Genomic DNA, 21,773 nt, shown 5'->3' on the forward strand with positions numbered 1-21,773 from the left:
CTACTCCGCCGACCGTCCCGGACGGGTTCCACCCTTCGGAGCGGTACGTCGTCCCCGCCCCGGCACCACTAGGATCCCCCTTCAGAAAACGGGCGCAAAGGGAGAGACGATGAGTGCTCAGAAGGCCGCGGGCAACCGGAGGCCGCTGCTGAAGGGGTCGATCCTCGTGGTCGTCCTGCTGGTGATCTCCGCGTTCCTCCTCAGCTCGTGCTCCCGGGTGAGCACCCAGCCCGACGAGGTCGTCCTGCACTACGCCGGCGGCACGTTCGAGGCCATCAAGTTCGAGAAGTGCATCAACCCCTCCAGCGGCGCCACGCTGCTCGGCCCCGGCGACCGGGGCTTCTCCTACCCGTTCGGCCAGCGGACCTTCGACTTCTCCGGGGCCGACGACGCCGAGTCCAAGCCGCTGTCCGTGGTCTCCAAGGAAACAGTCGCTTAGGCACTGCTTTCGTTCTACCGTGAGTGCATGCCCCCCGCCTCTCGCCGCCCCGCCCCGGACGACGCCCTACAGGCCGCGATCTACGGCCGCGTCAGCAAGATCAAGGCTGGTCAGAGATCAGCTGAAACAAGATCCGTTCCAGAGCAGAACACCGCGAACACCGACGCCTGCCGCGAGAACGGCTGGCACATCAAAGAGGTCTTCGCAGAACTGGACCGTTCCGCCTCACGCTTCGCCCGCAAGGGCCGCCCCGAATGGGACCGCCTCCTCGCCCAGCTCGAAGCCGGCACCTTCGACGTCCTCGTCCTGTGGGAGAGCTCCCGCGGCGACCGCAAGCCCGTCGAGTGGATGAGCCTGCTGCAGACGTGCCGTGAGCAGGGCGTCCTGATTCATGTGACATCGCATGACCGGACGTACAACATGCAGCGGGCCCGCGACTGGAAGGTCCTGGCTGATGACGGCGTTGATTCGGCGTTCGAGTCCGAGCGCCTCAGCGGACGGCTTCGCCGCACCACGAGATCCCGTGCTGCGGCAGGGGCTCCGCACGGCCGCCGCCTGTACGGCTACCGCCGGCGGTATGACCCGGACACTGGGGATCTGGTCGGGCAGGACATCGACCAGGACGAGGCTGCGGTGATTCGCGACATCGCGGACATGATCAAGCAGGGGACCCCGCTGAACACGATCGCGCGGATCCTCAACGACCGCGGGACCCCGTCACCACGCGGCGCGAAGTGGACGTCGACCCCGATCAAACGGCTGGTGATCAACCCCTCCTACGTGGGGTACCGGGTTCATCTCGGCGTGAAAATCAAAAGTACTGAGCAGTGGTTCCCGCGCATCCTCGACGACCACACCTACTACCTGATCGTGGCGAAACTCACCGATCCGGCCCGTGGTGGAGCCCGCCCGTCTGCGATCCGGCACCTTCTCAGCGGTATCGCGGTCTGTGGGGTCTGCGGGTCTCCGTGCCGGCCGCGGCTTAGGCGGGGCATCAACTACTACTCGTGCGTGCGGAAGTACCCCGTCAAGGAGAAGTCGTTCCATGTGGGCCGGCACAAGGAGCGGGTGGATACGTATGTGGAGTCGCTGGCTGTAGCGCTTTTGATGTCGAGGCCGACCTTGGCGGCTCTAGCGGTGACGGGCGACGTGGGTGATGAGGTGGGGGGTGTGCTTGCGGAGGTGGAGGAGAAGCGTGCGCGGCTGGAGGAGTTCTATGTGCAGGCCGCTCAGGGGAAGTTGTCGGCTACGGGCTTGGCTCGCGTAGAGGGTGTTTTGACGGCGGAGATCGAAGCGGCTGAGCAGAAAATGAAAAGAATTCATTTCCCTGCGCATGTTGCGAGTCTCGTTATGGTCAGCCCGGAAGCTGTTCCTGCTGCGTGGGATGCACTGGAGTTGCCTCAGAAACGGGAGTTGCTGGTGTGGCTGTTTGAGAAGATCGCGATCATGCCGGTCGGGCCGGGGCGGAAGAATATTCCGGACGAGGAGTCAGTTGACGTGGTGGTTCGCTCCCATGCTTGAGAGATTGACCTGGTGACCAGGCTGTCTCAAGGGTGATAACAGGCTTACCTTAGAGCGTTCCGCGAACTACGCGTTTGGCCCATTACGGTACGAGTCATTGATATTTCAATCACCGTGGGTGACCATCGACCAGAAGAGCCGTAAACGTTTTTACAAGTCGAAAATACGCACGCATTTTGGTGTTCCCTTAACCCCTGCCCCCGTCCTAGAGTGACGTCTTATCGCGCTCGCCGTGGGAGACAGCAAGCTCGCGTAGGCCGCATCTGCGTGTGTGGTCGAAAGGCAGGATCATGGTTCACCTGCGCATGGATTCTCAGCACCGGACCCTGACGTACCTTGCCCGTACGGCGTACGTCATCGCTGCGATTGAGATAGCCGTAAACATCGCTCCGACGAAGCTGACCATCGGACTGGTGGGCGCAGCCCTAGTCCTGGCCCTCTACGACGTGAGCTGCAATCTCAAAACATGGCTGTCCGCCGTCATCGATCGTTACGCCGCCCGCATCGAGGAGGCGATCAAGCGGCATGCGGCGGTAGTCGAAGCTAACGGCCTACAGCACCGCGAGACGATCAAGCAGGCAACAGAAGCACACGTCAGCGCACTCGGAGACAAGGTTGTGAACGCCGAACGAGTCGCTGAACGAGCTGCCGTAGGGGCGGGGCTGGCCGTGGTTCAGGGATACCTGAACGCGGCACGGGACGGGAACAGCACGCAACCCATCCGGGTCGTCAGGTAAGAGAAGGCGGGGACGTCGTGAGTATCGGGGGGTTCACGACGCCTCTGCTTCCCCGGTCATCCGTCCTCGCCGAGTTGCTTCCACGATTTCTTGCATGCCCATCTGGAAGATCTCGTTGAGTCGATCTAGCCGCGCCTGAGCCTCAGGATCTAGTTCGTCGGGGTGGGCGCCGCCATCCTCTAGAACTTCCCGGAGAGTTTTGCCTTGCGCTGCAGCTTGAGCTCGTAGTTGAGCCACTAGGTCGGAAGCTGCGTTGCCGGAAGAGGTCGTCGCATCCTGGGCCGGCGGGCCGTCTTGGTACCCAGCGGCGATCATGAACTCGCGGGCGAGGTCTGCGAGATGCGGATATCGACCAGTGATCGCAGTCGCTAAGCGAGCGACCGCATCGTAGGCCGGCTGGTTTTCTGACCGAGTCCATCGGTTGATCTGTGAGCGGCTTCGGCCTGCGAGTTCAGCGAGGCCACCTTGATCTAGGTGTGCACGGTCGCCGATCTCTTTGAGAAGTTCACCGAAGCGCTCCCGATCCCACTTTGGTGTGCGCACGCATGCACAGTAGCACTCGATGGATCAGACATCCATGCAGGTGGGCAGGCGTTGACTGAAATTCTTACTGTGCATGCGTGCGTCAGATGAGGTCTGGCGCGGTCCAATTTTCGCCCCGGGCGGCCCTAGCTGCTTAAACTTCCTCGTCATTTGGTTGCACGCATGCACACACAAGGTCTACTGTGCATGTATGCGCACAACAGAATGGGCACAACGGCCCCCCCTGCGACTGCGGTTGAGGACGACCGAATGGGTGCGTCACACCCGCGCCCGCGGTCTTTCAAGCGACGCGGCCTGCGCTGAACTCCTCGGCCTCAGCACCTCCATCATCAGTCGCGCCAGGAACAACGAGGTCGAGCCTGGCCCCAAGTTCGTCGCTGCCGCCATCTGGCACCTGCCGGGCCTCAAGTTCGAGGACCTCTTCGAGGTCGTACCCGACACCGAGCGGACCGCCCCCTGATGGCCGCCGACGACTACCCCACACGCGCCGCGATGCTCCTCGCCAAATCCCAGGAGCCGCACATACAAGCGATCGTCGCGAAGTGGCCCGACCCGAGCCCGGAGGCTCTCGCGTTCATGGCTCGCATCCTCTCGCCTGCGATGCGACGGGTCGTTGAACAGCAGGCCGCAGACCACCGAGCCGCTGAGGAGAACGCGGCGTGAGCCAGTCGAACGAACCCGTCGTCCTGGTCCCGGGCCGGCATCTGCTGGATGCCGAGTCCTACGCCTCCGCCGGCTTCATGCGACAGCTCTCGCTGTGCGCTGCGGCGGACCTTGCTGACGAGCCAACTGAGTACGTCCTCGTCGCCTGACCTTGTGCGGGCCCGGCCGTGCGACCGACCGGGACCCGCTGAATCCCCGCTCAGAGATCACACAGAGATCAACTAGAGGAGCAGGAACTCATGACCAGTATCGCCCAGGAAGCGCCGGCCGTTGTCAGTGACAGGTCGACCCGCTACTACCTGGAAGCGCTGCATCATCACGGGTTCACCGTGACGATTCAGTCTCCGAAGACGAGCCCGTCGGGTCGGTACATGGTGTCGGCGTACGGGTTCGATGGTGAGGAGCCGGAGGCGTTCCGGGAGACGGATCTGCATCTGCATGACGTGATCAAGGCGGTCGCGGACCGGCTGGGTGTGGAGCGGCTGGCCGCGTATGGCGCGACCGTGGCGGGTGCTCTGTGACCGCCCCCGCCGTCGAACGGCCCACTCTGACCCCCGCTGGCGTCGTGCTGGTCGCCGTCGCGGACCGGATCGCGGCCCTCCCTCACACCCGTGTGGGGCAGGTGGACCTGTGTGTGGCGCTGCGTGAGGTAGCGCCAGCCTCTGATGTGGCGCAGGCCGCCTGGGACCTCCTCGTCACCTACCTGCGCGCCGAGGGCGTCGACACCGGCTGGTTGCTGCGGTGGACGCCCCGCTGCGGACGAGACGAGGCCGCCGCCTACCTGCGAGCCGCTGCCGAGGTGATCGCATGAGGACCCTGGCTGTAGCCGGAACGATCATCGAGGCCCGCCCCAGCGCGGTTGAGGTGGCTGTGATCCACCTCCCGAAAGGGTCGCTGGCCCGCGTGCATCACCCGAGCGGGACGCAGGAGTACGCGCCTGAGCTGCCTGACGTCTCCTGGTACGTGGTCGTCCCGGGCGACAACTCCGCGATCGGGTGGGGTTGGAACGTCGGCTGGATCGGGTCCCTGACTGGAATCCGGAACGGGCGTCACCGCCTTGACCGGGCCGCTTGGCACGAGGCCGCGAAAGCACTGCGCTCGGCCTCCGTCGTCTACGTGCAGTACGAGGCGATCACCTACTACCGCGAGTCCCGGTGGACCGCTACAAGCGTCCGCGTCGAGGGCGCCCTCTCCCTTCCTGAGCAGATCGAGGTGGCCCATGTCTGAGGTGATGATGCCGAGCGAGGTCGTCGACGCTATCGCCGACCTGGGCACCACTGTGTGGGACACCCTTCTCGACGCTGGTCTGGAGTCCTACCACCGCACAGGCGACGGGTTCGACGTCTACCACCCTTACGGAGAGACGGCCGAAACGGTCCACGTGCTCGTGAAGGACGTCCGGAACGGAATCCTGCGCGGCGCGGGCGGCTGGCGGCACATGAACGCCCAGCGTCTCGCCCCGTGCGAGAGAGCACTAACGGCGACCGGGTTGACGGTGGCTCGTTTGGAGCGAGACGGCGGGCTGGTTGCCCTAGTGGTCGGCCGGGACGCCGAGAGCGCGGCTCAGGCCGTCCGGAACCTGGCCGACGTCTCCCCGCAGGGCGGTGAGAGCGCATGAGCGTCCTTACCGCTGCCCCAGAGCTCCGCTGGGAGGACCCGCCCGCGCTTCGCCGTACGGGACCGCGCCCGCCCGCACTGGACTGGCCCACGATCGCTGGAAAGCTGCGCGCGAACCCGGACAAGTGGGCGATCGTCCAGGTCGAGCAGGACCGAGCTGTCGCAGCCCAGACCGCGCACCGGATCAAGACGGGGCGCATCAAGGCGCTCTACCCCCTTGGCCAGTTCAAAGCGGTCGCTCGCACGGTGGACGGTGAGTGCCGGGTGTACGCCCGCTACGTCGGCGGTGAGGGCAAATGAGCATCCTCACCGTTCTTCCTAACACGGTCACCTGGCCGCAGGGAGCGGCGCACCTGCCGTCCAGCGACGTCGCTGCCCTGCTGGGCGTTCAGACGCGGCGGGTGACGGGCTGGCAGAAGCTCGGCCTGATCACCGCTTCTGCTGTGACCGGCGCGGGACGTTACCTCTTCCTCGCCGATGACGTGCAGGCGTTCCTTCGCGAGACGACCTTCGCCCGCTACCTCCATTGCCGGGACATCGTTGCCTGCAGGGCGTGGAACGACGGCCGCCCAGTGCGGGTACTGCACGCCACCCCAGTCGGGCGGGACGGCCTGTACATCCGTTGGCAGGACGTCGCGGTTCGAGCTCACGCCATGGACGTCCTGGTGGGTCACAACCGCCTCGTTCGCCGCCTCCACCAGGAGGCCGCATGAGTGACCGGTGCGTCACCGAAGCCGGCGCGTCCCGCCACATCAAGGACCCCACCCGGGAAGGCCGCTCTCTGTGCGGTCGGCGGGCCCGGTGGAGCGCTGTTCGGGCTCACGACCACTACGAGATGTGCGGCCAGTGCGAGCTGCTCAAGCGCCTCGCGTCCTCGGAGCTGGCCACCCCCAAGGGTGACGTCCTGGCCGAGCACGACGCCGGCGAGGGGGAGCCGTGACCCGCTATCAGGACGCGGTCAGCGCCTACCTCGACTGCGGTGAGCTGCGGATACTCGCGGCACCTGACCCGATCACGGACCCCGTGGAGCGCTACGAGCGGCTCCTGGAGTGGGCCGACGACCGCCACGACGATGACCGAGGAGACGACGAGCAGTGACCACGACCGACCTTGAGCGGGAATCCCTGCTCAAGCTGATGGAGCCGTTCAACGCGGACCAGATCGGCCTACTGCCGAGGGTCACGTGTTCCGACTGCTCCGACAAGAACAAGAACTGCACCAAGGCAGGGCACGTCAAGCAGAAGTGCGAGATCTGCAAGGCGTACGTCTCCACCAAGCACATCCACATCGACTACGTCGGCCACGCAGACGTGACCGCGCGGCTGCTGAAGGTAGATCCGTACTGGTCGTGGGAGCCGTTCGCGCTGGACGAGACCGGCCTGCCGGCACTGGACACCGACAAGTACGGCAACCCGGTCGGCATGTGGATCCGCCTCACCGTGTGCGGCGTCACCCGGCCCGGCTACGGCTCGGTGCCCTCGAACCAACACGACGCGGTCAAGGTCCTCATCGGTGACGCTCTGAGGAACGCCGCCCAGCGGTTCGGTGTGGCGCTGGCGCAGTGGCAGAAGGGCGACCGGGACAACCCTGCGGCGGAGAACCCGGTTGCTGATCCTGGGCAGCGTGCGGCGCCGAAGCATCAGGCGGCGCAGGCGCAGATCGTCGTGGACACCGACTGGGTCGACGTATTCGAGAAGCGCCTGGCCGAGAGCAGCCTTGACACCGTGGCCGGCTTCCGCCGGGACGTGACCGAGGCGATGCAGACCCGGCGCATCAACAGCGAGACCGCGAACCGGCTCATGACGTTGGTGCAGGAGCGACAGAAGATCCTGAACGGGCCGGCGGATGGGCTGCCGCGGAACCAGGACGGCACGATCGCCCGCCGTCAGGTGACCGACGAGCAGCTCGCCGAGGTCGGCACGATGACCGGTTCGGAGAAGAGCGCCCACAACAAGCTCGTCAAGGACGTCACTTCCAACCCGCAAATCGCCGAGCGCGGCCCTCTGCCTGAGGACCCGTGGGTCAAGGGCGGTTCGGCGTGACGGAGATGCTCACGATCATCAAGCAGCTTGGCCAGCTCTCCCGCGACCTTGATGACGCCGTCACGAAGATGGCCGACCTGGAGTTCATCGCGGTCGAGGCTGAGGGCGACTTCAAGGTGGCGTTCGCCGGAGCGTTTCGCGCCGCTGAGGGGTCGATCGAAGACCGCAAGCAGATCGCGATCACTCAGACCGATCACCTATGGCGCATCCACGGCAAGGCCGCCGCAGCGGTTCGGCTCCAGAAGGAGCACCTGCGGGCTCTCCACGCCCGCATCGACGTTGGTCGCACAATCCAGTCCACCGCCCGCGCGGAGATGCAGCTCGCCGGAGGCCAGCTGTGAAGGCCGGCAAGCCGCTGCAGCGGAAGACGCCGCTGACGGCGAAGACGCTCATGAACCGCGGTAAGGGGCTGCAGGCGGGCGGGAGCGGTCTCAAGCGAGCCGCGGCGAAGAAGCCAAAGCGGCCGGCGGGCACCGGGCCGTCGGCTGCGGTCCGCAAGGCCGTGATGCTTCGTGACCAGGAGACCTGTGTTGTGTGCGGGGTCATCGTCACCGACCGGGTCCGGTCTATCCACCACCGCCGCAACCGCGGCATGGGCGGGTCGTCGGACCCGCGGATCAACGACGTCACGAACCTCGTCGTTGCGTGCGGCGACGGGACAAGCGGGTGTCATGGCCTGCTGACCGAGCGGCCGTGGGAGCTGGACGCCGAGAAGCACGGCTGGATCATCGGCCGTAACTCGATCGCTGACCCGGCGCTGGTGCCGGTGCTGGTGGCGTGGCTGGGTTGGTGCTTGCCGACTTCGGCGGGCGAGTGGCAGCGGATCGAGGCGCCGTGAACGAGCTTCCCGGCGTCGAGGCCGTCGAGTGCCCGACTGCGGCCGGCGCCCCGTGTGGCTGCTGCGAGCACTGCCTTGCTCTACAGGCCGCGGACCTCAAGTGCGGCGGGTCTCCTTCAGACCTGGAGGTCCCCGCATGAACGACAACCCGGCCTTGGTCCTCACGTGGGTGCTGATCGCGCTCATGGTGCTGCTGCTCATCCTCTGACCCCGGTGTCGGCTCTGGGCTCCTTCGGGGGTGCTCAGAGCCGACACCCCGACCGACCCCCGACGTGAAGGAACTGATGAGAGCCCTGATCATCCTCGGAGCCGTGGCGGTGATCGCCCTGGCCGTGGTGCTGGTCGTCGCGATCCTGACCCGCTCCCGCCGGGCCCGCGAGGACCGGCGTGAACGCCGCCGTCACGAGGAGTTCCTCGACCACCTCCACAAGGCGGCGATCGACGCCCGCGACGTCGAGAAGTACGCCGACGTCCTGGCCGACGAGATCCGTAACCACCTCAACCCGCCTACCCCCCGAAAGAGGGCTGTTCGTTGAACCGCAAGCTCCTGATCCCCGCCGCTGGCCTCGCGCTGGTCGTCCTGACGGGCTGTTCAGTCACGACGCCGGAGCCGGACCAGGTCGGCATCTCCTACGACGCCGGACCGTTCTCCAACACGAAGTTCCAGGGGTGCATCAACCCCGGCGTCAGGGACGTGTCCGGGCCGTTCGATACCGGCTACGTCTACCCGGCCGGTCAGCGCAGCTACGAGTTCTCCACCGCCAAGGACGCGGAGACGACTCCGTTGACCGTGGTCAGCAAGGACAACATCGAACTCACCGTGCCGGGGGTGGCGACGTTCACGCTGACGGTGGACTGCAAGACGCTGCAGCGCTTCCACGAGCAGCTCGGCCTGAAGTTCCGGGCGTATGAGGACGCCGGCTGGTTGAAGCTCCTCGGCGTCTACGTCCGCCAGCCCCTTGACCGCGCCTTGGACGCCGCGTCGAAGGAGTTCGAGTGGAAGCGCCTGTACACGGGCGTCGACAAGCAGGCGTGGGAAGAGCGGGTCCGTCAGCTGATCCCGCAGTTCGTGAAGGAGCAGGGCGGCGAAGGCTACTTCACCGGGTTCTCCGTAACGCTGCAGCAGCCTCAGCCGCCTCAGGGCGTGCGTGACGCGCTGGCCTCAGCTCAGGAGGCGATCGAGCGCAACGTCGCCCAGAAGAACAAGAACGAGCAGATCCGCACCGAAATCCAGTCCATCAAGGAACTCGTCGACGTCCTCGGCTGGCAGGGCTACATCCAACTGCAGGCGATCCGTGACGGCCGGGTCCAGTTCGTTCTGCCGCAGGGCAACTCCGTCGCGGTCCCGCCGAAGGCAGGCAACTGATGGCCAGGCGCGGGCCCGAAGAGCTGGGCGCTGGCTGCTTCATCGCTGTCTGCGTCGCTTCTTCCCTGGTGTCGCTGGCGTTGATCGGCGTCGTGATCTGGGCCGTTATCGCGCTCGTCAACCACGTGACGGGCGGTTGATCGCGGTGGCTGATCTGCCCGTGTGCCTGAAGCCCGAAGAGCCCGCCGAGGACCCGCGAGTCGATCCCGATGAGGACGACGGCCTGTTCGCCGTCGATCGCCCCGACCCCGCTCAAGCACAGCCGCACCCCTAACCCGTCGGTCCCGCCCTCTTTGAGAGGGCGGGACGTACGGGACCTTCCGGGTCTCTCTGCTGAACGGGAGCCAGCAGACCCAACCAACCACCACACGCGAGGAGAGGAGGGGACGTGTCAGTCAGGGATACGCCGGCGCAGCTCGTCGCCGATGAGGCGGAGCTGATCCACGAGCGCATCGGTAGGGACCGTGGACAGGTCTGCCAAGTCCTCGCCCAGAGGAGGCGGAGGGGCGTCGGTCAGCCCGGAGAGCTGGAGTGCTCGGTCGTGCTCAATGCCCAGCGCGTCGGCAACTTGCAGGACGGTCCCCGGCTGTGGGGGGCGGGGTTGCTTCGCCCAGTTGCCGATGGTGTTACGGGAGACCCCGCTGCGCTGGCCAAGCCACGTCATGTTCTTGCCCTGTCGTTTCAGGGTGCTGACGACGAGGGCGTGGAAGGGCGCGGCGGGGGGCTGATCACTCACCCCTCATGTGTACAGACCTGCTCAGAGTTTGTGGAGCGTTTCCCCTTCCATAGTGCGCCAAGAGTTGCATAGACTTGCTCAAAGACGCCAAGAGTGAATGGAGTTGGTGACGTGTATCTGTCCACAGCGCAAGCCTGCGGACGGTTGGACATCGGCCGCGCCACGCTGGCCAAGCTGATCCGCGAAGGCGAACTGGAAGCCATCAAGGGCACCGCCCGCAACTCGCACGTGAAGGTCTCCGAGGAGTCCATCAACGCCTACCTGAAGCGCAACCGCATCGGTGTGGCCGAGGAGTCGGCGGCGTGAACGAGATTCAGCCCTCGGGGGGCGCTTCGCCGTTCGACGCGATCAAGCACGTGGGTGAGCGAGGCGAGTACTGGTCTGCTCGTGAGATGTCGCCGAAGCTCGACTACGAGCAGTGGCGTCAGTTCGAAGACGCGATCGGCCGGGCCATGGCTGCTGCGGAGAACAGCGGAGCGAACGTTCAAGATCACTTTGCGGACGCCCGCAAGATCACTAAGAACAGCCGAGGCCACCGCCGCGAGGTAGACGACTTCCACCTGACCCGCTACGGCGCCTACCTCGTCGCGATGAACTGCGACCCGCGCAAGGCCGCCGTCGCCGAAGCGCAGACCTACTTCGCGGTCAAGACCCGCGAGGCCGAGATCCGCGCAGCCGAACGCGCCACCCCGCCCCCCGTAGTTCAGGACGACCCGTTCAAGCCAGACGCCTACACCTGGAAGGAGACCTGCACGGTCATCCGCCAGGAGTACCGGGTCCGGGTCGGCGTGGTGGACCTGCGCCGCACCCTCATGGCTGCCGGAGTCCTGAACCAGCAGTTCGAGCCGAAGGCCGACTTCGCTGACTGCTTCTGGTGGACCGGCACCGCCTACCTGGTGTTCCGGCATTGCGTTCCGGCGCTGTGGTTCCACTACCGGGAGGCCAAGCGGAAGATCCAGGTCTTCGTTCCCGATGCTCGGCAGTCGCTCGACCGGAGCCCGCGACAGGGCGACCTGTTCGCGATCGAAGGCGGTGCCTCATGAGGGCGGTATTCGAGAAGTTTGCGGCGGACATCGTCGCCCGCAACGACGACCACCTCCTCGACTACGGCCCCGAAGAGCAGATCGCTAAGGCTGTGGAAGCGCTGGAGAAGTTCTCCAAGACCACCCCGATCGCGCTCGCCCTGCCGGGCCACATGATCGACCTCGCCGGTTTCGGGGCGGCGCCCGTCCACTTCGAAGGCACCGAGGACCGCTACCTCCTCCTGAGCGAGGTTGCCGAGGCGCTTGGCGTTCCGGTGTGGGAGGCGTGCGACTGGGCTGACAAGCAGCAGCTTCACGCTCTCCAGGACCAGCGGGGACTGGACGAGGAGCGCGGCGACGGGCGTCTGGGCTGGGAGTGCCTTCGCGGCTACTGCGACCTGAACCTGTCGTTCGTCGTCCACCACGCCGACGACTACCCCGGCGCCGAGCCCGACGCCAACGGCAAGAAGTGGGACTTCTATGGCGACTGGCTCATCAGCCATGACCGGCTGCTGGCCTTCATCGCCGACAGCCCGTGGTCAAAGGAGTTCATGACCAACATGAGCGACCTCTTCGCTCACGGGATGAAGAAGTTCTTCGGCGACGACATCAAGGACCTGCCCGCGTACCGCGCTGATGGCACGCCGGCGACGGCGGCCGACATGTTCCACACCGACCTCACTGAGGAGGAAGCGCGCCAGAAGGCCCGTCGGGGTCCTCGCGGTGACTTCCTGCCCCCGCTTCCCCCTTCCTCCTGAATGGAGACCCCCGATGGCCCACAAGACCGCGCGATGCACGTGCCCGGAAGACGGCAATCTGGTGTTCCTCGGCCACCTGAAGACGTGCCCTGAAGTCAAGCAGGCCGGCAAGCCGCTGTCCCTGGACGACATCGCCCCGTACCCGACATCCGTGAACGACGTCACTGCGGAGGCGATGGCGAAGCACTTCGCGGCGTTCACGCAGCTTCACTTCCGCGTCGCCATGGATCACCACGTCCGTGACGAGGCGATGGAGTCGATGAAAACCGTCGTCTCCTACTACGGCATCACGTTCCTGCTGCGGGAGTTGGAGGAGCGCGCCGGTTCGCATCAGGCGGACGAGGTCGCTCGAACTCTGTGGGAGGACTGGGACGCCGGGTCCGGTCTTGGCGGCGAGATCTGGGAGTGGCTGCGCGACGAGTACGGCGTCGCCCCGGAGAAGGTCAACGAGATCGCCGCTGACCTCATCGCGAAGTCCGCCTCCTCCTCCTCCTCGGCTTCTCCTCCCACCGGGGAGGAGAAGTGAGCGACTCCGGCCGGCGCATCGTGTGTGTCTGCTGCGGCGTCGAGGGTCCTGCATGGCCGCGCCGTCTACGCCGGGCCTGTTACCTGCGTCACCGCTACAACGGGCGCCTCGACGCTTTCCCTCTCGATAAGGCGAAGTCGCTTCCGGCATACCGGGCGGGAGCTGACCGTGCCAGGGAGGCGTACAGCCGCCTCGCTGCCGAGCGGGCCGAGGAGTACGCGTTCCTCCGCTCGTGTGGTGAGAGCGCCGAGAACGCCGCCAAGCGGCTCGGCATCTCTTCGACGACCGCATGGCGGTACGAGCGCGCCATGACCACCCAGCAGTCCGAGATGGCTTCCTGACCACCCCCTGACCACCTGAACGGAGACCACCCATGAACGGTCCTGATCATTACCGCGAGGCCGAGCGGCTGCTCACAGAAGCTGAGGACGCTCCCCAAGGCGCCAGCGTGGGGCTCTACTTCCTCGGCGCCGCTCAGGTGCATGCGACCCTCGCCCTGGCTGCTGCGACCGCCGTGTGCAGCCCCGCCATGTTCCGCGACGCCCCGCCGGACCAAGACCTGATCGCGTGGCAGGAGGTCGCTGGCGGAGCACCTGAGCCCGAGCCATCGTCGGAGCCGGGTCAGGTAGAGCCCGAACCCGCTGGCGTCCGCGTCGACCAGATGTCGGTCAACGCGCTGATCTGCCACCCCGAGCTGAATGGCGGGCAGGAGGTCCGCATCACTGGTATCAGCGTCAGTGAGCACTTCGATGGCCACCGCAGGGTCATGTTCGAGGACCCTCACATGCCCGGCTTGGTGGAGGTTCGCCACCTGTCTAACGGCACTCTCGTCACTCCGGTTGGCGGTGCCGAGTGAGCCCCCGCGGCCCCAAGTGGATTCTGGCCGAGCGCGGACACTGCGGCGTTGCCTGCGGCACGCTGGGCGGCCACTTCCGGTTCGAGGCGGCCGGCTTCCTCGTGAGCGCGGGCTACGACCCCGCCGATCACCCTGAGGTCCTCGCCGAGATCAAGCAGGCGGTCCCTGAGGCGATGGTCGATACCGCCTACGACGTGATGCGTGAGCACGGCCTGAGACCGGAGACCGATCCGCTTGCCCCGGCGAACGTCCTCACCTCTGCGTAGAAGCGGCCCGGATCTCCTCGATTCAGCCGAGGAGATCCGGGACCGCTCACCAATCCAACCACCCCGAACCATGGAGATCACCAACATGGGTAAGCCCCAGACCCCCGTCCAGACCCTCGTTGCCGAAGCGCCCGAGCGCATCGTCTACAGCCCCGCCATCGTCGCCATGTTCAGGGCGGCAGCCGAACCCGAGCTGAACAAGGCCGACATCGCCATCGCTGAGCGTGAGGCGGCCATCGCGAAGCTGCAGGGCGAGATCGCCGCGTGGCAGGAGCACGCCGCTGGTATCCGTCAGGCGGTCCGTGACGTCGAGACGAACTCGAAGCCCGTCCCGCCTATCGCCCCCGCCAAGTGCGGCGCCTGTGGGGCTCTCATCGTGTACGGCGACATCGGCTGGGTTCACGCCGGCCGCGAACTGAAGGACGGCGGTCACCTGTGCAACCCGGACCGGGCGGACTCCCCGATGGCGAAGCCCGCAGCACCGGGGGAGCTGTCGGCGGACCCGGAAGCGCTGATCGCGAATTTCAAGGCCGCTCACGACGAGTTCAACAGCGCGGAGGGTGGTCGTCGCTGATGAGCGCTTTAGAGCTGGTGTGCCGCATGGTCGCCCCGCACAAGGGGCGTCGCGGTCGCCGCCGTCCCCGCCCTGCCCCGGTGATGCATCCCATCTCACCGCCGCCGGTCACGGACCCCGCTTCGACCTCTCCCGCCTACCCGTACCCGCAGGAGCCCACAGCATGAGCACCGAGACACCCGAGCAGATCCGCGCCGACGAGCGCGCCCGCTGCGTAGCTGAGCTCCGCACCTACTCGGAGGAGCTCATGTCCGCATCTGTTAGCCAGGTGTCTGCTGGCAAGGACGAGGGGTTCGGGGGAGTCCGCTTCGCCGCGTCCATGGGCCGCGCTGCGCAGCTCCTGGAGTCCGGAAAGCTCACCCCGCCCGCTGCTCTGTCTGTCTCCTCTGGAGAGGCGGAGAGCCGATGACCGCAGAGCACTTGGACCTGTCCCCGGCCGCGATCCTCAACCGGGCGGCCGACGTCATCGAACGCAACGGGCTCGCCCTGAAGGAGTTCTACGAGTACGCCGAAGAGCAGGACCCGCGCGACTGCAAGGTGTGCGCGATGGGAGCGATCGCCGTTGCTGCCGGACTCAAGCCGGACGGGTGGGACGACTGGGACGACGAGGGCTCCCCGGCGGAAGCGGCTGCTGCGGAAGCCTCTGACCTTTTGGCTGCCCACTTGGGGTGGATTCCCGACTACGAGTCAGCGCTGGCGATCGTCGGCGCCTGGAATGACCGTGTCGCTGATGTCGCCGTGGTGGCTGTCGAACTCCGCGCTGCCGCTGCTGCCCAGTCCGACACCGGAGAGGCGGAGAGCCGTGGCTGAGCGCTCCGGTATCGACGCTCTCGATGCCTTGTTCCGCGCCGAGTACGGCCCGCCGGTGGGGGAGCGGATCGCGCTCAACATGGCCGCGGAGGACATGACCGCCCGGCAGCTCCTGTCGTCGGTGACGTTCCTTCAAGCCGAGCGAGAGCGTCTGTACGCCTCCCTCGTGACCCTGGTTCGCAAGGTGGGTGAGGACCAGATGCCCGACTACTACGAGGACCTGGTGCCCGCCGACGTCCTCGCAGCAGCCTTCCCCGAGGAAGCGCGCAGGGACATCTCTCCGGAGGTGCTGGACGAGGTCGTCAACTACCTCCGGACGCCCGATGGGGACGTCCAGGCCGCTGCCCACCCCTCCACCACAGGGGAGGGGGAGGCGTGAGGCTCCGCCCGTACGTGATCGGTTTGGCCGCTGGCATCACAGCGGGCCTCGGCGTGCTGACGCTGATCCTGAAGCAGCCCGCCACGTTGGACTTCTCGCCGTTCCTGTACGCCGCCGCCGTGAGCCTCGTGCTTGCGGCTGCGGCCGGCGCATGGCATCTCATCCAGGTGCGGCGGGGGCGTCGATGAACGTTCCCCTGTGGCTGCTGATTCCCGGTGCGGCGTTGGCGTTCATCGGTTTCATCGTCGTGGCGTTCATCGCGTGGATGGCGGCCGACGACTTCCGCCTCGACTGGCGACGCAAGCGCCAGACCGAAACGCTTCAGCCCGCGCTTCGAGTGATGTCCAATCCCGACCTTGACCACCCGCTGAGCGCGGTCATCAAGGGCTCCAAGCGGAGACGCCGGTGAGCGGCCTCCTCCCCTTTGCCGCGGTGGTGCTGGCGGGTGCGGCCGTCGTCGCCCACCAGCACCGCCGCTTCACCCTCGACATGCCGGACGACCCGGTTCTCGGCTTCCGGCTGACTGCCGCGCTCCACGAAGAAGCCGACCGTCTCGCCAACCACAACCCACGCAAGGAGAGCGAATGAAGCCCACTTTGGTCTACATCAGCATGGGTGCCGGTCGGCAGACTTCGGCAATAGCGCTTGCCGTCAAGGAAGGCTTACTGCCGAAGCCGGATGCGGCGATTTTCGCTGACACCGGCTGGGAGCCGAGGTCGGTCTATGCCCACTTGAATCGGCTTGAGCGTGAGATTCTCGCCCCCGCCGGGATTCCCCTGTACCAGGTCTCGGCGGGCAACATTCGCGATGACGCTTTAGACCCGGCGCATCGTTTCGTGTCGATGCCGACGTTCACGCTCGGACCGCCGGTCGAAGTTCGTGACCCGATCGAAACTGCGCCCTGCACCTGCGGCTGGGCTGACCTCGACGCCGACACCGTGGAGGCCGACGGAACACCTCTCGCGCCGGCCAACTGTTCCACGTGCTCAAACACCGGTGTCCTCGTTGTGCGCTGGGGAGAGCCCCGCATCGTCCGCTCACGCGGCATGGGCCGCCGGCAGTGCACCAACGAGTACAAGCTGCGCGTCATCAAAGTCAAAGCTCGGGAACTGCTCGGCTACCCGCACCCCACTCAAGTTCCTCGCGGCGTGTTCGCTGAGCAGTGGATTGGAATCAGCAGAGACGAGATCGACCGGGCCAGAGACTCCGGCGTGAAGTATCTGCGGTCTGTTCATCCGCTGCTCGATATGACTGATGCCGCGGACGGGCGCAAGGGTTGGACCGTCGAGGACTGTAAGCGGTATCTGCGCGCCCACGGATACCGGAACGTTCCGAAATCCGCGTGCATCGGGTGTCCTTTTCATGGCAACGCCCAGTGGCGCGACATGCGCGACAACCATCCCGCGGAATTCGCCGACGCGGTCGCCTTCGACTACGCACTCCGCGCACAGGCCAGGCCAGACGGCATCGAGGAATACCTGCACGCTTCTCGTCTCCCCCTGGACAAGGCGCCAATCGACCGGGTCACGGCCGCTGAGTGGCTGTCTCGACAGGACACGATTTTCGACGCGATCAGCGAGGAGCGGCTTGAGCTGGGTGCGCCAGGGAGCTGCTCGCCTCACGGGTGCCGTAGCGGAGAGCCGGTGCCGGCGTGATGCCTCGCCCTTACTGCTGCGCCCTTGCCGAGTGGGAGGGCCACCCCTGTACCGGACCACACACGGAGGAGGTCACGGATGCCTGAGGCCACGCTTGCTCGCCTGGCTGCGCACTTGCCGTGCCTGGAACGTGCCGCCGCGGACGAGACCGCGGCGGCGGCGGCGCGGGCCCGGGTCGCCGCGATGGCCGCTCTCACCCGGACAGCACTGGAGACCGCTGGACACGAGTGGACGGTTTTGAACACTGCCGAACAGCACCGAACGGAGGCAACCTGATGGCGACCGCGTGGAGGATCGAGCAAGCAGACCGCACCTTCGACTCGAAGCCGGCCACTCCCAGGTTCGCTGATGATGCCCTGCTGACGGTGTACGTGGCCGCTCCGATCGCGAGTGATGAAGAGCGCCGGCGGGCGGCGTTGTGGGTGGCGGACTACTTCGCTGCCTCTCACGGGTGCACCCGGACGCCGCGGCGCCGCTGTACGAAGCCTGAGCATGCCCGTGATGTTGCTGAGGCGCGGGAGTGGCTGGAGTGGTTCGGGCTGATCCCTGACGCGTCGGAGCCGCCCGCAGAGGTGGTTGCTGAGCCTGCGCCGAAGCCGGTTCAGCGGGTGCTGGACGTTGAGTGGATGAGTCGGGCTGCGTGCCGCGACGAGGACCTGATGTTGTTCTTCCCTGGGGAGGGGGAACGGCCGCCGGATCGTGATGATCGCGAGCGGTATGCGAAGCGGCTGTGCGGCTGGTGCCCGGTGCGCTCCGAATGCCTCGATTACGCCCTTGAGCAGCCGGAGCGGTACGGCACTTGGGGTGGCATGACTCCGGACGAGCGCGCCAGTGAGCGGCGTCGGCGGTCGCGTAAGCAGGGTTCCCGCACTGAAGTGACGAAGGAGCAGGATCCCGCCGCTCAGGCCCGGGACTTGGATCTGCTGCGCCGCTCCGACCGCATCGTGGCGAGGGGACAGACGGTGAAAGCCGCTGCCCGCGCCATGGGGGTGCCGTACACGTCGCTGAGGGTGGCGCGGGAACGCGCTCAAGCCCGGCTAGCGGAGGCGTCATGACGAGCCGGCGCGCTTACATGAAACACCGCGCTCTGATGCGCGAGCGGGGCCTGTGGAAGCCTCACGTCGAGGCGGAGCCAGCGCGTGCCCACGTCCGCGAGCTTCGCGAGTACGGACTGAGCTTGGCGGTCATCGCTGATCTAGCGGGCGTCACTCTCAGGTCCCTTATGTACCTGATGTACGGGGAACCGGCAGCAGGGAAGGCGCCCGCGGTCATGATGTCCGCGGCGAACGCGAGCAAGCTGCTGGAGTTCTGGCCGACGCTGGAGCAGATGCCGGACATGGTCGCGGTGGACGCGGCCGGTACGAAGCGGCGACTGCAGGCGTTGATCGCTTTGGGCTGGTCTGCTCGGGCGCTGGCATTGCGCTGCGGCAAGCCTGAGAACGAGTTCATTCGTGTTCTCGGTCGGCAGCGGATCCTCGCGGTGACAGCTCGCCTGGTTCGTGATCTGTACGACGAGTTGTGGAATCAACCGGCGCCGACCGCGTCCACGGGGGAGCGCATCTCCGCTTCCCACGCTCATGCGATGGCCACACGTAACCGCTGGCCTCGTCCGCAGGACTGGGACGACGAACTGCTTGACCTCACCGACGCTGAGCTCAAGGACGAGATCCGTCGCCGGGTGCAGCGGATGACCCCGTTGGAGTTGGGTCGCTGCCAGCGGGCCCACCGCGAGGAGGGGGACCGTTCTCCGCTGATCGTCGCGGCGTCCGCGGAGTACGAGCGGTACAAGGTCCGCCGGCAGAAGCAGCGGGTGACGGCATGAGCGTGGACTGGCGCCAGCGAGGCGCTTGCCGCACCGGTGACCCTGACCGGTTCTTCAGTACCAAAGGCCGCCCGCCGCCCGCCCTGGTGAACCTCTGTCGAGCGTGTGAGTCGCTTATTCCCTGCACGTTCGACGCGCTTCGCCAGCCGACCATCGGCATCCAGGCCGGCATGTCGAAGCCTGAACGCGACCGGATCCGCCGCTGGGACCGGCAAGCCCGCCAGCGCCTCGAACCGCGAGATGCCACCAGTCAGAGCCCTGCATGAAAAGGGCCGCCCGGTGCGCGGGCGGCCCCCTTACCCCACCAGACCTAGGAGAACCTGATGTCAGCGACAACCGTAGCGTTCATCTCCCCAGACGAGCCGACCCCGAACGGCTCTGTCCTTCCCGCCTCGGTCGTGGCGGGCAAGCACAACCCTCGCTCGTTCACCTCCCCAGACGGCGTCATGTACGAGCTGGTGTGGGTGACGCCGGCCATCGCGGAGAGGTGGCTGTACCGGAACAACAACAACCGGCCGATGCGCTTGGACGCCCGCGACAAGATCGCCCGCGACATGGCCGCCGGCCGGTTCAGTGAGAACGGCGACGCCATCCGGGTGTCGGCCTCCGGGGACCTCATGGACGGCCAGCACCGCCTGGAGGCCCGTGTGGCGTCCGGAACGTCCGGGTGGATGCTCGTGGTGTCCAACCTGCCCGACACCGCCCGGGACACGGTCGACGACGGCGCCAAGCGCACCATGCGCGACAGGTTCGGGTTCCGCGGCGAGTCCGACCCCGGCACGCTGGCAGCGGTTGTTCGGCGAGCGCTGCTGTGGGAGCGAGGACTCCGAAGCGGAACGGCGAGGTACCAGCCGAGCGCCCTGGAGTCGCTGGAATTCCTCGACCAGCACCCGGAGTTGCGGGAAGCATCCCAGGCCGCCAGCCACCACCGCCGCGCGAAGCTGCTGGCGCCGTCCACGATCGGATTGTGCTGGTGGCTGTTCTCCCGCCTCGACGAAGGACAGTGCGAGGCCCAGTGCGCGGAGTTCTTCGACCGGCTCAGTGACGGCGCGATGCTCGCTAAGGGCAACCCGATCCTGACGTTACGCAACCGGCTAGTGGACCTGAACTCCCAGCCTGGCCGCGTCCCTGAGATCCACCCCACCGCGCTGACCATCAAGTCGTGGAACGCCTACCGCGAGGGCCGCGAGATCACGCTGCTGAAGTTCGCCGAGAACGAGAAGTTCCCCACCCCTAAGTAGCTCGACCTGCCCTGACGTCCCTCTGGGGTGGGCTTCACCGCCCACCCCACCCACCCGAACGAGGAGGTGAACGCACGTGATCTACCGGATTCTCGTGACCGGCAGCCGCCGTTGGACCAACGTCGAAGCGCTCGAAGCCGCGCTCACCGCGGCGTGGCATGACGTCACGCAGCTCGACGGAATGATGCTCGTGGTCCACGGGCACGCCCGCGGAGCTGACCGGTTCGCTGACGCGTGGGCCCGCCGCAACCACATCGAGGTGGAGCGGCACCCCGCCGACTGGGACACCCACGGCCGCGCCGCTGGCCACATCCGCAACCAGCACATGGTCACCCTCGGCGCCCACCTATGTCTCGCGTTCCCCGCTGGGGCCGCTACCGGGACCAGGGATTGCATGCGGAGAGCGAAGGCCGCGGGGATCGAAGTCGTGGAAGTGACCTCATGATCGCCTGGGGTGGAGGGGTGAGCGGGTCAGTCAGAAGCAGGAGAGCCGAGCACGCGGTGCGCGATGGCCTTAGCCACCTGCTCGCGTGTCGGTCGTTCGGGGAGGCTCGCTCCTGCCCGGTGCAGGTGGTACTGGATGTACGCGTTGATGATCTTCGCTCGGTCGGTGCCGCTCATCTCCGCGACCGCGTCGAGGTCTCCCCAGTCGGCGTCATCGACGCGAACCGACCGGTGCTGGGTGCGGGGCTTGTTGGGCACGCTCCCCAGTGTGCGGGGTGTACGTACGGATTTCAAAGTGACCTCCTGGCGGTGTACGTACACCAAAGTGTAAGGTGTACGTACACCCGGATCAAGGGGAACCTTGGCCACCGGTGTTATTTGGCACCCCCCGAAACGCTAAGAGGCCAGATGAACCGCGATTTCCCCGCCCACGAGACCTGCCGGCACAAGCACTACCGGATGACGTGCGAGCAATTCGATCGCCTCCTCGATGAAGCGGATAACTCCTGCCAGGTCTGCCGCTTGCCGGGCTGGCAGAACTCCAAGCGGATGCTGTTCATCGACCACGACGCAGGCCGAGGCAATTGGGCCGTGAGGGGCCTGCTCTGCAATACCTGCAACACCATCCTCGGCAAGGACCTCGAAGTCCCGAGAGACGCGGCATTCGCCGCCTACCTGGAGAACTCGTGGTTCATCGGGATGCTCACCACTTACGGCGTTGGCGTTGACCTGCCTGACGAGCCGCCCATCGGATCGGTTGTTGACTTCGGCGGGCGCCAACCCCAGCGGATGCGCACCAAGCGGGGTGGGAGCGAGTCATACACGGCCACCCATGGCACCCCCGGACCTGGTGGCAGCTCTATCGGTCGTACGGCCCCCACCGGATGAACGTGGTCCGGGTCGGAGACGGCAAGCCCC

Annotated in this window: 44 protein-coding genes; 41 read left to right on the plus strand and 3 right to left on the minus strand. The window is 66.5% G+C overall.

The features are described from left to right. Nucleotides 1-109: 109 nt before the first annotated feature. From ACIBCT_RS20660 to ACIBCT_RS20670, 3 genes are all read left to right on the plus strand, one after another. Nucleotides 110-439 (plus strand): hypothetical protein, encoded by a 330-nt coding sequence (locus tag ACIBCT_RS20660; protein ID WP_399190755.1) that lies wholly within the window; start codon nt 110-112, stop codon nt 437-439. A 27-nt stretch (nt 440-466) separates the two neighbouring features. Then, nucleotides 467-1,960: a recombinase family protein gene (locus ACIBCT_RS20665; RefSeq protein WP_399190757.1), complete on the plus strand. Its 1,494-nt coding sequence runs from the start codon at nt 467-469 to the stop codon at nt 1,958-1,960. Nucleotides 1,961-2,250: 290 nt separating this feature from the next. Next, nucleotides 2,251-2,697, plus strand: coding sequence for a hypothetical protein (locus ACIBCT_RS20670; protein WP_399190759.1), 447 nt, complete (start codon nt 2,251-2,253; stop codon nt 2,695-2,697). A 33-nt stretch (nt 2,698-2,730) separates the two neighbouring features. Here the strand turns inward: ACIBCT_RS20670 and ACIBCT_RS20675 are convergent, their stop codons facing one another. Beyond that, on the minus strand, nt 2,731-3,240 hold the full coding sequence (locus ACIBCT_RS20675) for a helix-turn-helix domain-containing protein (RefSeq protein ID WP_399190761.1): 510 nt from the start codon (nt 3,238-3,240) through the stop codon (nt 2,731-2,733). Between the two features lie 190 nt (nt 3,241-3,430). Here ACIBCT_RS20675 and ACIBCT_RS20680 point away from each other — a divergent pair, with 190 nt between their 5' ends. The 17 genes from ACIBCT_RS20680 to ACIBCT_RS20760 all read left to right on the plus strand — a co-directional run bounded on the left by ACIBCT_RS20680 (nt 3,431) and on the right by ACIBCT_RS20760 (nt 9,906). Further along, a complete protein-coding gene (locus ACIBCT_RS20680; RefSeq protein WP_399190763.1) occupies nt 3,431-3,700 on the plus strand; it encodes a hypothetical protein in 270 nt (89 codons plus the stop codon). After that, on the plus strand, nt 3,700-3,903 hold the full coding sequence (locus ACIBCT_RS20685; RefSeq protein ID WP_399190764.1) for a hypothetical protein: 204 nt from the start codon (nt 3,700-3,702) through the stop codon (nt 3,901-3,903). The genes ACIBCT_RS20680 and ACIBCT_RS20685 overlap by 1 nt, the downstream gene beginning before the upstream one ends. After that, the gene (locus ACIBCT_RS20690; RefSeq protein ID WP_399190765.1) at nt 3,900-4,052 is read left to right on the plus strand and encodes a hypothetical protein; all 153 of its coding nucleotides are present in this window, start codon (nt 3,900-3,902) and stop codon (nt 4,050-4,052) included. Before ACIBCT_RS20685 ends, ACIBCT_RS20690 begins: the two co-directional genes overlap by 4 nt. Nucleotides 4,053-4,142: 90 nt before the next feature. Further along, complete coding sequence (locus ACIBCT_RS20695) at nt 4,143-4,424, plus strand: hypothetical protein (RefSeq protein ID WP_399190766.1); 282 nt, start codon at nt 4,143-4,145, stop codon at nt 4,422-4,424. Between the two features lie 44 nt (nt 4,425-4,468). Continuing rightward, nucleotides 4,469-4,714, plus strand: coding sequence for a hypothetical protein (locus tag ACIBCT_RS20700; protein ID WP_399190767.1), 246 nt, complete (start codon nt 4,469-4,471; stop codon nt 4,712-4,714). Further along, nucleotides 4,711-5,130 (plus strand): hypothetical protein, encoded by a 420-nt coding sequence (locus ACIBCT_RS20705; RefSeq protein WP_399190768.1) that lies wholly within the window; start codon nt 4,711-4,713, stop codon nt 5,128-5,130. Before ACIBCT_RS20700 ends, ACIBCT_RS20705 begins: the two co-directional genes overlap by 4 nt. Further along, the gene (locus ACIBCT_RS20710) at nt 5,123-5,521 is read left to right on the plus strand and encodes a hypothetical protein (RefSeq protein WP_399190770.1); all 399 of its coding nucleotides are present in this window, start codon (nt 5,123-5,125) and stop codon (nt 5,519-5,521) included. The genes ACIBCT_RS20705 and ACIBCT_RS20710 overlap by 8 nt, the downstream gene beginning before the upstream one ends. Next, nucleotides 5,518-5,820, plus strand: a complete 303-nt coding sequence (locus ACIBCT_RS20715) for a hypothetical protein (protein WP_399190772.1) — start codon at nt 5,518-5,520, stop codon at nt 5,818-5,820. Before ACIBCT_RS20710 ends, ACIBCT_RS20715 begins: the two co-directional genes overlap by 4 nt. After that, on the plus strand, nt 5,817-6,233 hold the full coding sequence (locus tag ACIBCT_RS20720) for a hypothetical protein (protein WP_399190773.1): 417 nt from the start codon (nt 5,817-5,819) through the stop codon (nt 6,231-6,233). Before ACIBCT_RS20715 ends, ACIBCT_RS20720 begins: the two co-directional genes overlap by 4 nt. Beyond that, nucleotides 6,230-6,460 (plus strand): hypothetical protein, encoded by a 231-nt coding sequence (locus ACIBCT_RS20725; RefSeq protein ID WP_399190775.1) that lies wholly within the window; start codon nt 6,230-6,232, stop codon nt 6,458-6,460. Before ACIBCT_RS20720 ends, ACIBCT_RS20725 begins: the two co-directional genes overlap by 4 nt. Beyond that, the gene (locus ACIBCT_RS20730; RefSeq protein WP_399190777.1) at nt 6,457-6,618 is read left to right on the plus strand and encodes a hypothetical protein; all 162 of its coding nucleotides are present in this window, start codon (nt 6,457-6,459) and stop codon (nt 6,616-6,618) included. The genes ACIBCT_RS20725 and ACIBCT_RS20730 overlap by 4 nt, the downstream gene beginning before the upstream one ends. Beyond that, nucleotides 6,615-7,562, plus strand: a complete 948-nt coding sequence (locus ACIBCT_RS20735; RefSeq protein ID WP_399190779.1) for a hypothetical protein — start codon at nt 6,615-6,617, stop codon at nt 7,560-7,562. The genes ACIBCT_RS20730 and ACIBCT_RS20735 overlap by 4 nt, the downstream gene beginning before the upstream one ends. Beyond that, a complete protein-coding gene (locus ACIBCT_RS20740; RefSeq protein WP_399190781.1) occupies nt 7,559-7,903 on the plus strand; it encodes a hypothetical protein in 345 nt (114 codons plus the stop codon). Before ACIBCT_RS20735 ends, ACIBCT_RS20740 begins: the two co-directional genes overlap by 4 nt. After that, nucleotides 7,900-8,400 carry an HNH endonuclease gene (locus ACIBCT_RS20745; protein ID WP_399190783.1) on the plus strand — a complete coding sequence of 167 codons (501 nt, stop codon included), beginning with the start codon at nt 7,900-7,902 and terminating at the stop codon, nt 8,398-8,400. Before ACIBCT_RS20740 ends, ACIBCT_RS20745 begins: the two co-directional genes overlap by 4 nt. A 284-nt stretch (nt 8,401-8,684) precedes the next feature. Further along, nucleotides 8,685-8,936 carry a hypothetical protein gene (locus ACIBCT_RS20750; protein ID WP_399190785.1) on the plus strand — a complete coding sequence of 84 codons (252 nt, stop codon included), beginning with the start codon at nt 8,685-8,687 and terminating at the stop codon, nt 8,934-8,936. Next, entirely contained in the window at nt 8,933-9,766 is an 834-nt protein-coding gene (locus ACIBCT_RS20755) for an SPFH domain-containing protein (RefSeq protein WP_399190787.1), read from the plus strand. Before ACIBCT_RS20750 ends, ACIBCT_RS20755 begins: the two co-directional genes overlap by 4 nt. Next, complete coding sequence (locus tag ACIBCT_RS20760) at nt 9,766-9,906, plus strand: hypothetical protein (RefSeq protein ID WP_399190789.1); 141 nt, start codon at nt 9,766-9,768, stop codon at nt 9,904-9,906. The genes ACIBCT_RS20755 and ACIBCT_RS20760 overlap by 1 nt, the downstream gene beginning before the upstream one ends. 251 nt (nt 9,907-10,157) lie before the next feature. Here the strand turns inward: ACIBCT_RS20760 and ACIBCT_RS20765 are convergent, their stop codons facing one another. Next, nucleotides 10,158-10,502 carry a helix-turn-helix domain-containing protein gene (locus ACIBCT_RS20765; RefSeq protein ID WP_399190791.1) on the minus strand — a complete coding sequence of 115 codons (345 nt, stop codon included), beginning with the start codon at nt 10,500-10,502 and terminating at the stop codon, nt 10,158-10,160. Nucleotides 10,503-10,613: 111 nt separating this feature from the next. On the opposite strand from ACIBCT_RS20765, the gene ACIBCT_RS20770 reads away from it, so the two are divergent. The 20 genes from ACIBCT_RS20770 (at nt 10,614) to ACIBCT_RS20865 (ending at nt 20,856) form a co-directional block, all read left to right on the plus strand. Beyond that, nucleotides 10,614-10,808: a helix-turn-helix domain-containing protein gene (locus ACIBCT_RS20770; protein ID WP_399190793.1), complete on the plus strand. Its 195-nt coding sequence runs from the start codon at nt 10,614-10,616 to the stop codon at nt 10,806-10,808. Then, nucleotides 10,805-11,545 (plus strand): BRO family protein, encoded by a 741-nt coding sequence (locus ACIBCT_RS20775; RefSeq protein ID WP_399190795.1) that lies wholly within the window; start codon nt 10,805-10,807, stop codon nt 11,543-11,545. The genes ACIBCT_RS20770 and ACIBCT_RS20775 overlap by 4 nt, the downstream gene beginning before the upstream one ends. Beyond that, nucleotides 11,542-12,282 (plus strand): hypothetical protein, encoded by a 741-nt coding sequence (locus ACIBCT_RS20780; protein ID WP_399190797.1) that lies wholly within the window; start codon nt 11,542-11,544, stop codon nt 12,280-12,282. Before ACIBCT_RS20775 ends, ACIBCT_RS20780 begins: the two co-directional genes overlap by 4 nt. 13 nt (nt 12,283-12,295) lie before the next feature. After that, nucleotides 12,296-12,808 (plus strand): hypothetical protein, encoded by a 513-nt coding sequence (locus tag ACIBCT_RS20785; RefSeq protein WP_399190799.1) that lies wholly within the window; start codon nt 12,296-12,298, stop codon nt 12,806-12,808. Further along, entirely contained in the window at nt 12,805-13,149 is a 345-nt protein-coding gene (locus ACIBCT_RS20790) for a hypothetical protein (RefSeq protein ID WP_399190801.1), read from the plus strand. The genes ACIBCT_RS20785 and ACIBCT_RS20790 overlap by 4 nt, the downstream gene beginning before the upstream one ends. A gap of 32 nt (nt 13,150-13,181) precedes the next feature. Then, the gene (locus tag ACIBCT_RS20795; protein WP_399190803.1) at nt 13,182-13,664 is read left to right on the plus strand and encodes a hypothetical protein; all 483 of its coding nucleotides are present in this window, start codon (nt 13,182-13,184) and stop codon (nt 13,662-13,664) included. After that, complete coding sequence (locus ACIBCT_RS20800; RefSeq protein WP_399190805.1) at nt 13,661-13,930, plus strand: hypothetical protein; 270 nt, start codon at nt 13,661-13,663, stop codon at nt 13,928-13,930. Before ACIBCT_RS20795 ends, ACIBCT_RS20800 begins: the two co-directional genes overlap by 4 nt. Before the next feature lie 70 nt (nt 13,931-14,000). Continuing rightward, on the plus strand, nt 14,001-14,504 hold the full coding sequence (locus tag ACIBCT_RS20805) for a hypothetical protein (RefSeq protein ID WP_399190807.1): 504 nt from the start codon (nt 14,001-14,003) through the stop codon (nt 14,502-14,504). 163 nt (nt 14,505-14,667) lie between these two features. Continuing rightward, the gene (locus tag ACIBCT_RS20810; RefSeq protein WP_399190809.1) at nt 14,668-14,913 is read left to right on the plus strand and encodes a hypothetical protein; all 246 of its coding nucleotides are present in this window, start codon (nt 14,668-14,670) and stop codon (nt 14,911-14,913) included. Then, the gene (locus ACIBCT_RS20815; protein ID WP_399190811.1) at nt 14,910-15,314 is read left to right on the plus strand and encodes a hypothetical protein; all 405 of its coding nucleotides are present in this window, start codon (nt 14,910-14,912) and stop codon (nt 15,312-15,314) included. The genes ACIBCT_RS20810 and ACIBCT_RS20815 overlap by 4 nt, the downstream gene beginning before the upstream one ends. After that, nucleotides 15,307-15,693 (plus strand): hypothetical protein, encoded by a 387-nt coding sequence (locus ACIBCT_RS20820; RefSeq protein ID WP_399190813.1) that lies wholly within the window; start codon nt 15,307-15,309, stop codon nt 15,691-15,693. Before ACIBCT_RS20815 ends, ACIBCT_RS20820 begins: the two co-directional genes overlap by 8 nt. A 14-nt stretch (nt 15,694-15,707) precedes the next feature. Then, a complete protein-coding gene (locus tag ACIBCT_RS20825; protein ID WP_399190815.1) occupies nt 15,708-15,881 on the plus strand; it encodes a hypothetical protein in 174 nt (57 codons plus the stop codon). Beyond that, nucleotides 15,878-16,102, plus strand: coding sequence for a hypothetical protein (locus ACIBCT_RS20830; protein WP_399190817.1), 225 nt, complete (start codon nt 15,878-15,880; stop codon nt 16,100-16,102). Before ACIBCT_RS20825 ends, ACIBCT_RS20830 begins: the two co-directional genes overlap by 4 nt. Further along, nucleotides 16,099-16,281 carry a hypothetical protein gene (locus tag ACIBCT_RS20835; RefSeq protein WP_399190819.1) on the plus strand — a complete coding sequence of 61 codons (183 nt, stop codon included), beginning with the start codon at nt 16,099-16,101 and terminating at the stop codon, nt 16,279-16,281. Before ACIBCT_RS20830 ends, ACIBCT_RS20835 begins: the two co-directional genes overlap by 4 nt. Beyond that, the gene (locus ACIBCT_RS20840; protein WP_399190821.1) at nt 16,278-17,348 is read left to right on the plus strand and encodes a hypothetical protein; all 1,071 of its coding nucleotides are present in this window, start codon (nt 16,278-16,280) and stop codon (nt 17,346-17,348) included. The genes ACIBCT_RS20835 and ACIBCT_RS20840 overlap by 4 nt, the downstream gene beginning before the upstream one ends. Before the next feature lie 275 nt (nt 17,349-17,623). Continuing rightward, nucleotides 17,624-18,403, plus strand: a complete 780-nt coding sequence (locus tag ACIBCT_RS20845) for a WhiB family transcriptional regulator (protein WP_399190823.1) — start codon at nt 17,624-17,626, stop codon at nt 18,401-18,403. Further along, nucleotides 18,400-19,170: a hypothetical protein gene (locus ACIBCT_RS20850; RefSeq protein ID WP_399190825.1), complete on the plus strand. Its 771-nt coding sequence runs from the start codon at nt 18,400-18,402 to the stop codon at nt 19,168-19,170. The genes ACIBCT_RS20845 and ACIBCT_RS20850 overlap by 4 nt, the downstream gene beginning before the upstream one ends. Further along, a complete protein-coding gene (locus tag ACIBCT_RS20855) occupies nt 19,167-19,436 on the plus strand; it encodes a WhiB family transcriptional regulator (RefSeq protein ID WP_399190827.1) in 270 nt (89 codons plus the stop codon). The genes ACIBCT_RS20850 and ACIBCT_RS20855 overlap by 4 nt, the downstream gene beginning before the upstream one ends. Before the next feature lie 57 nt (nt 19,437-19,493). After that, nucleotides 19,494-20,411, plus strand: coding sequence for a hypothetical protein (locus ACIBCT_RS20860; protein ID WP_399190829.1), 918 nt, complete (start codon nt 19,494-19,496; stop codon nt 20,409-20,411). A gap of 76 nt (nt 20,412-20,487) precedes the next feature. Then, the gene (locus tag ACIBCT_RS20865; RefSeq protein WP_399190831.1) at nt 20,488-20,856 is read left to right on the plus strand and encodes an SLOG family protein; all 369 of its coding nucleotides are present in this window, start codon (nt 20,488-20,490) and stop codon (nt 20,854-20,856) included. 26 nt (nt 20,857-20,882) lie between these two features. On the opposite strand, the gene ACIBCT_RS20870 is transcribed toward ACIBCT_RS20865, so the two are convergent. Further along, a complete protein-coding gene (locus ACIBCT_RS20870; RefSeq protein WP_399190833.1) occupies nt 20,883-21,113 on the minus strand; it encodes a hypothetical protein in 231 nt (76 codons plus the stop codon). A gap of 150 nt (nt 21,114-21,263) precedes the next feature. Between ACIBCT_RS20870 and ACIBCT_RS20875 the strand changes: the two genes are divergently transcribed. Beyond that, complete coding sequence (locus tag ACIBCT_RS20875) at nt 21,264-21,743, plus strand: endonuclease domain-containing protein (protein WP_399190835.1); 480 nt, start codon at nt 21,264-21,266, stop codon at nt 21,741-21,743. Nucleotides 21,744-21,773: the final 30 nt, after the last annotated feature.

The sequence above is a fragment of the Streptosporangium sp. NPDC050855 genome (assembly GCF_044456585.1).
GTDB lineage: Bacteria > Actinomycetota > Actinomycetes > Streptosporangiales > Streptosporangiaceae > Streptosporangium > Streptosporangium longisporum.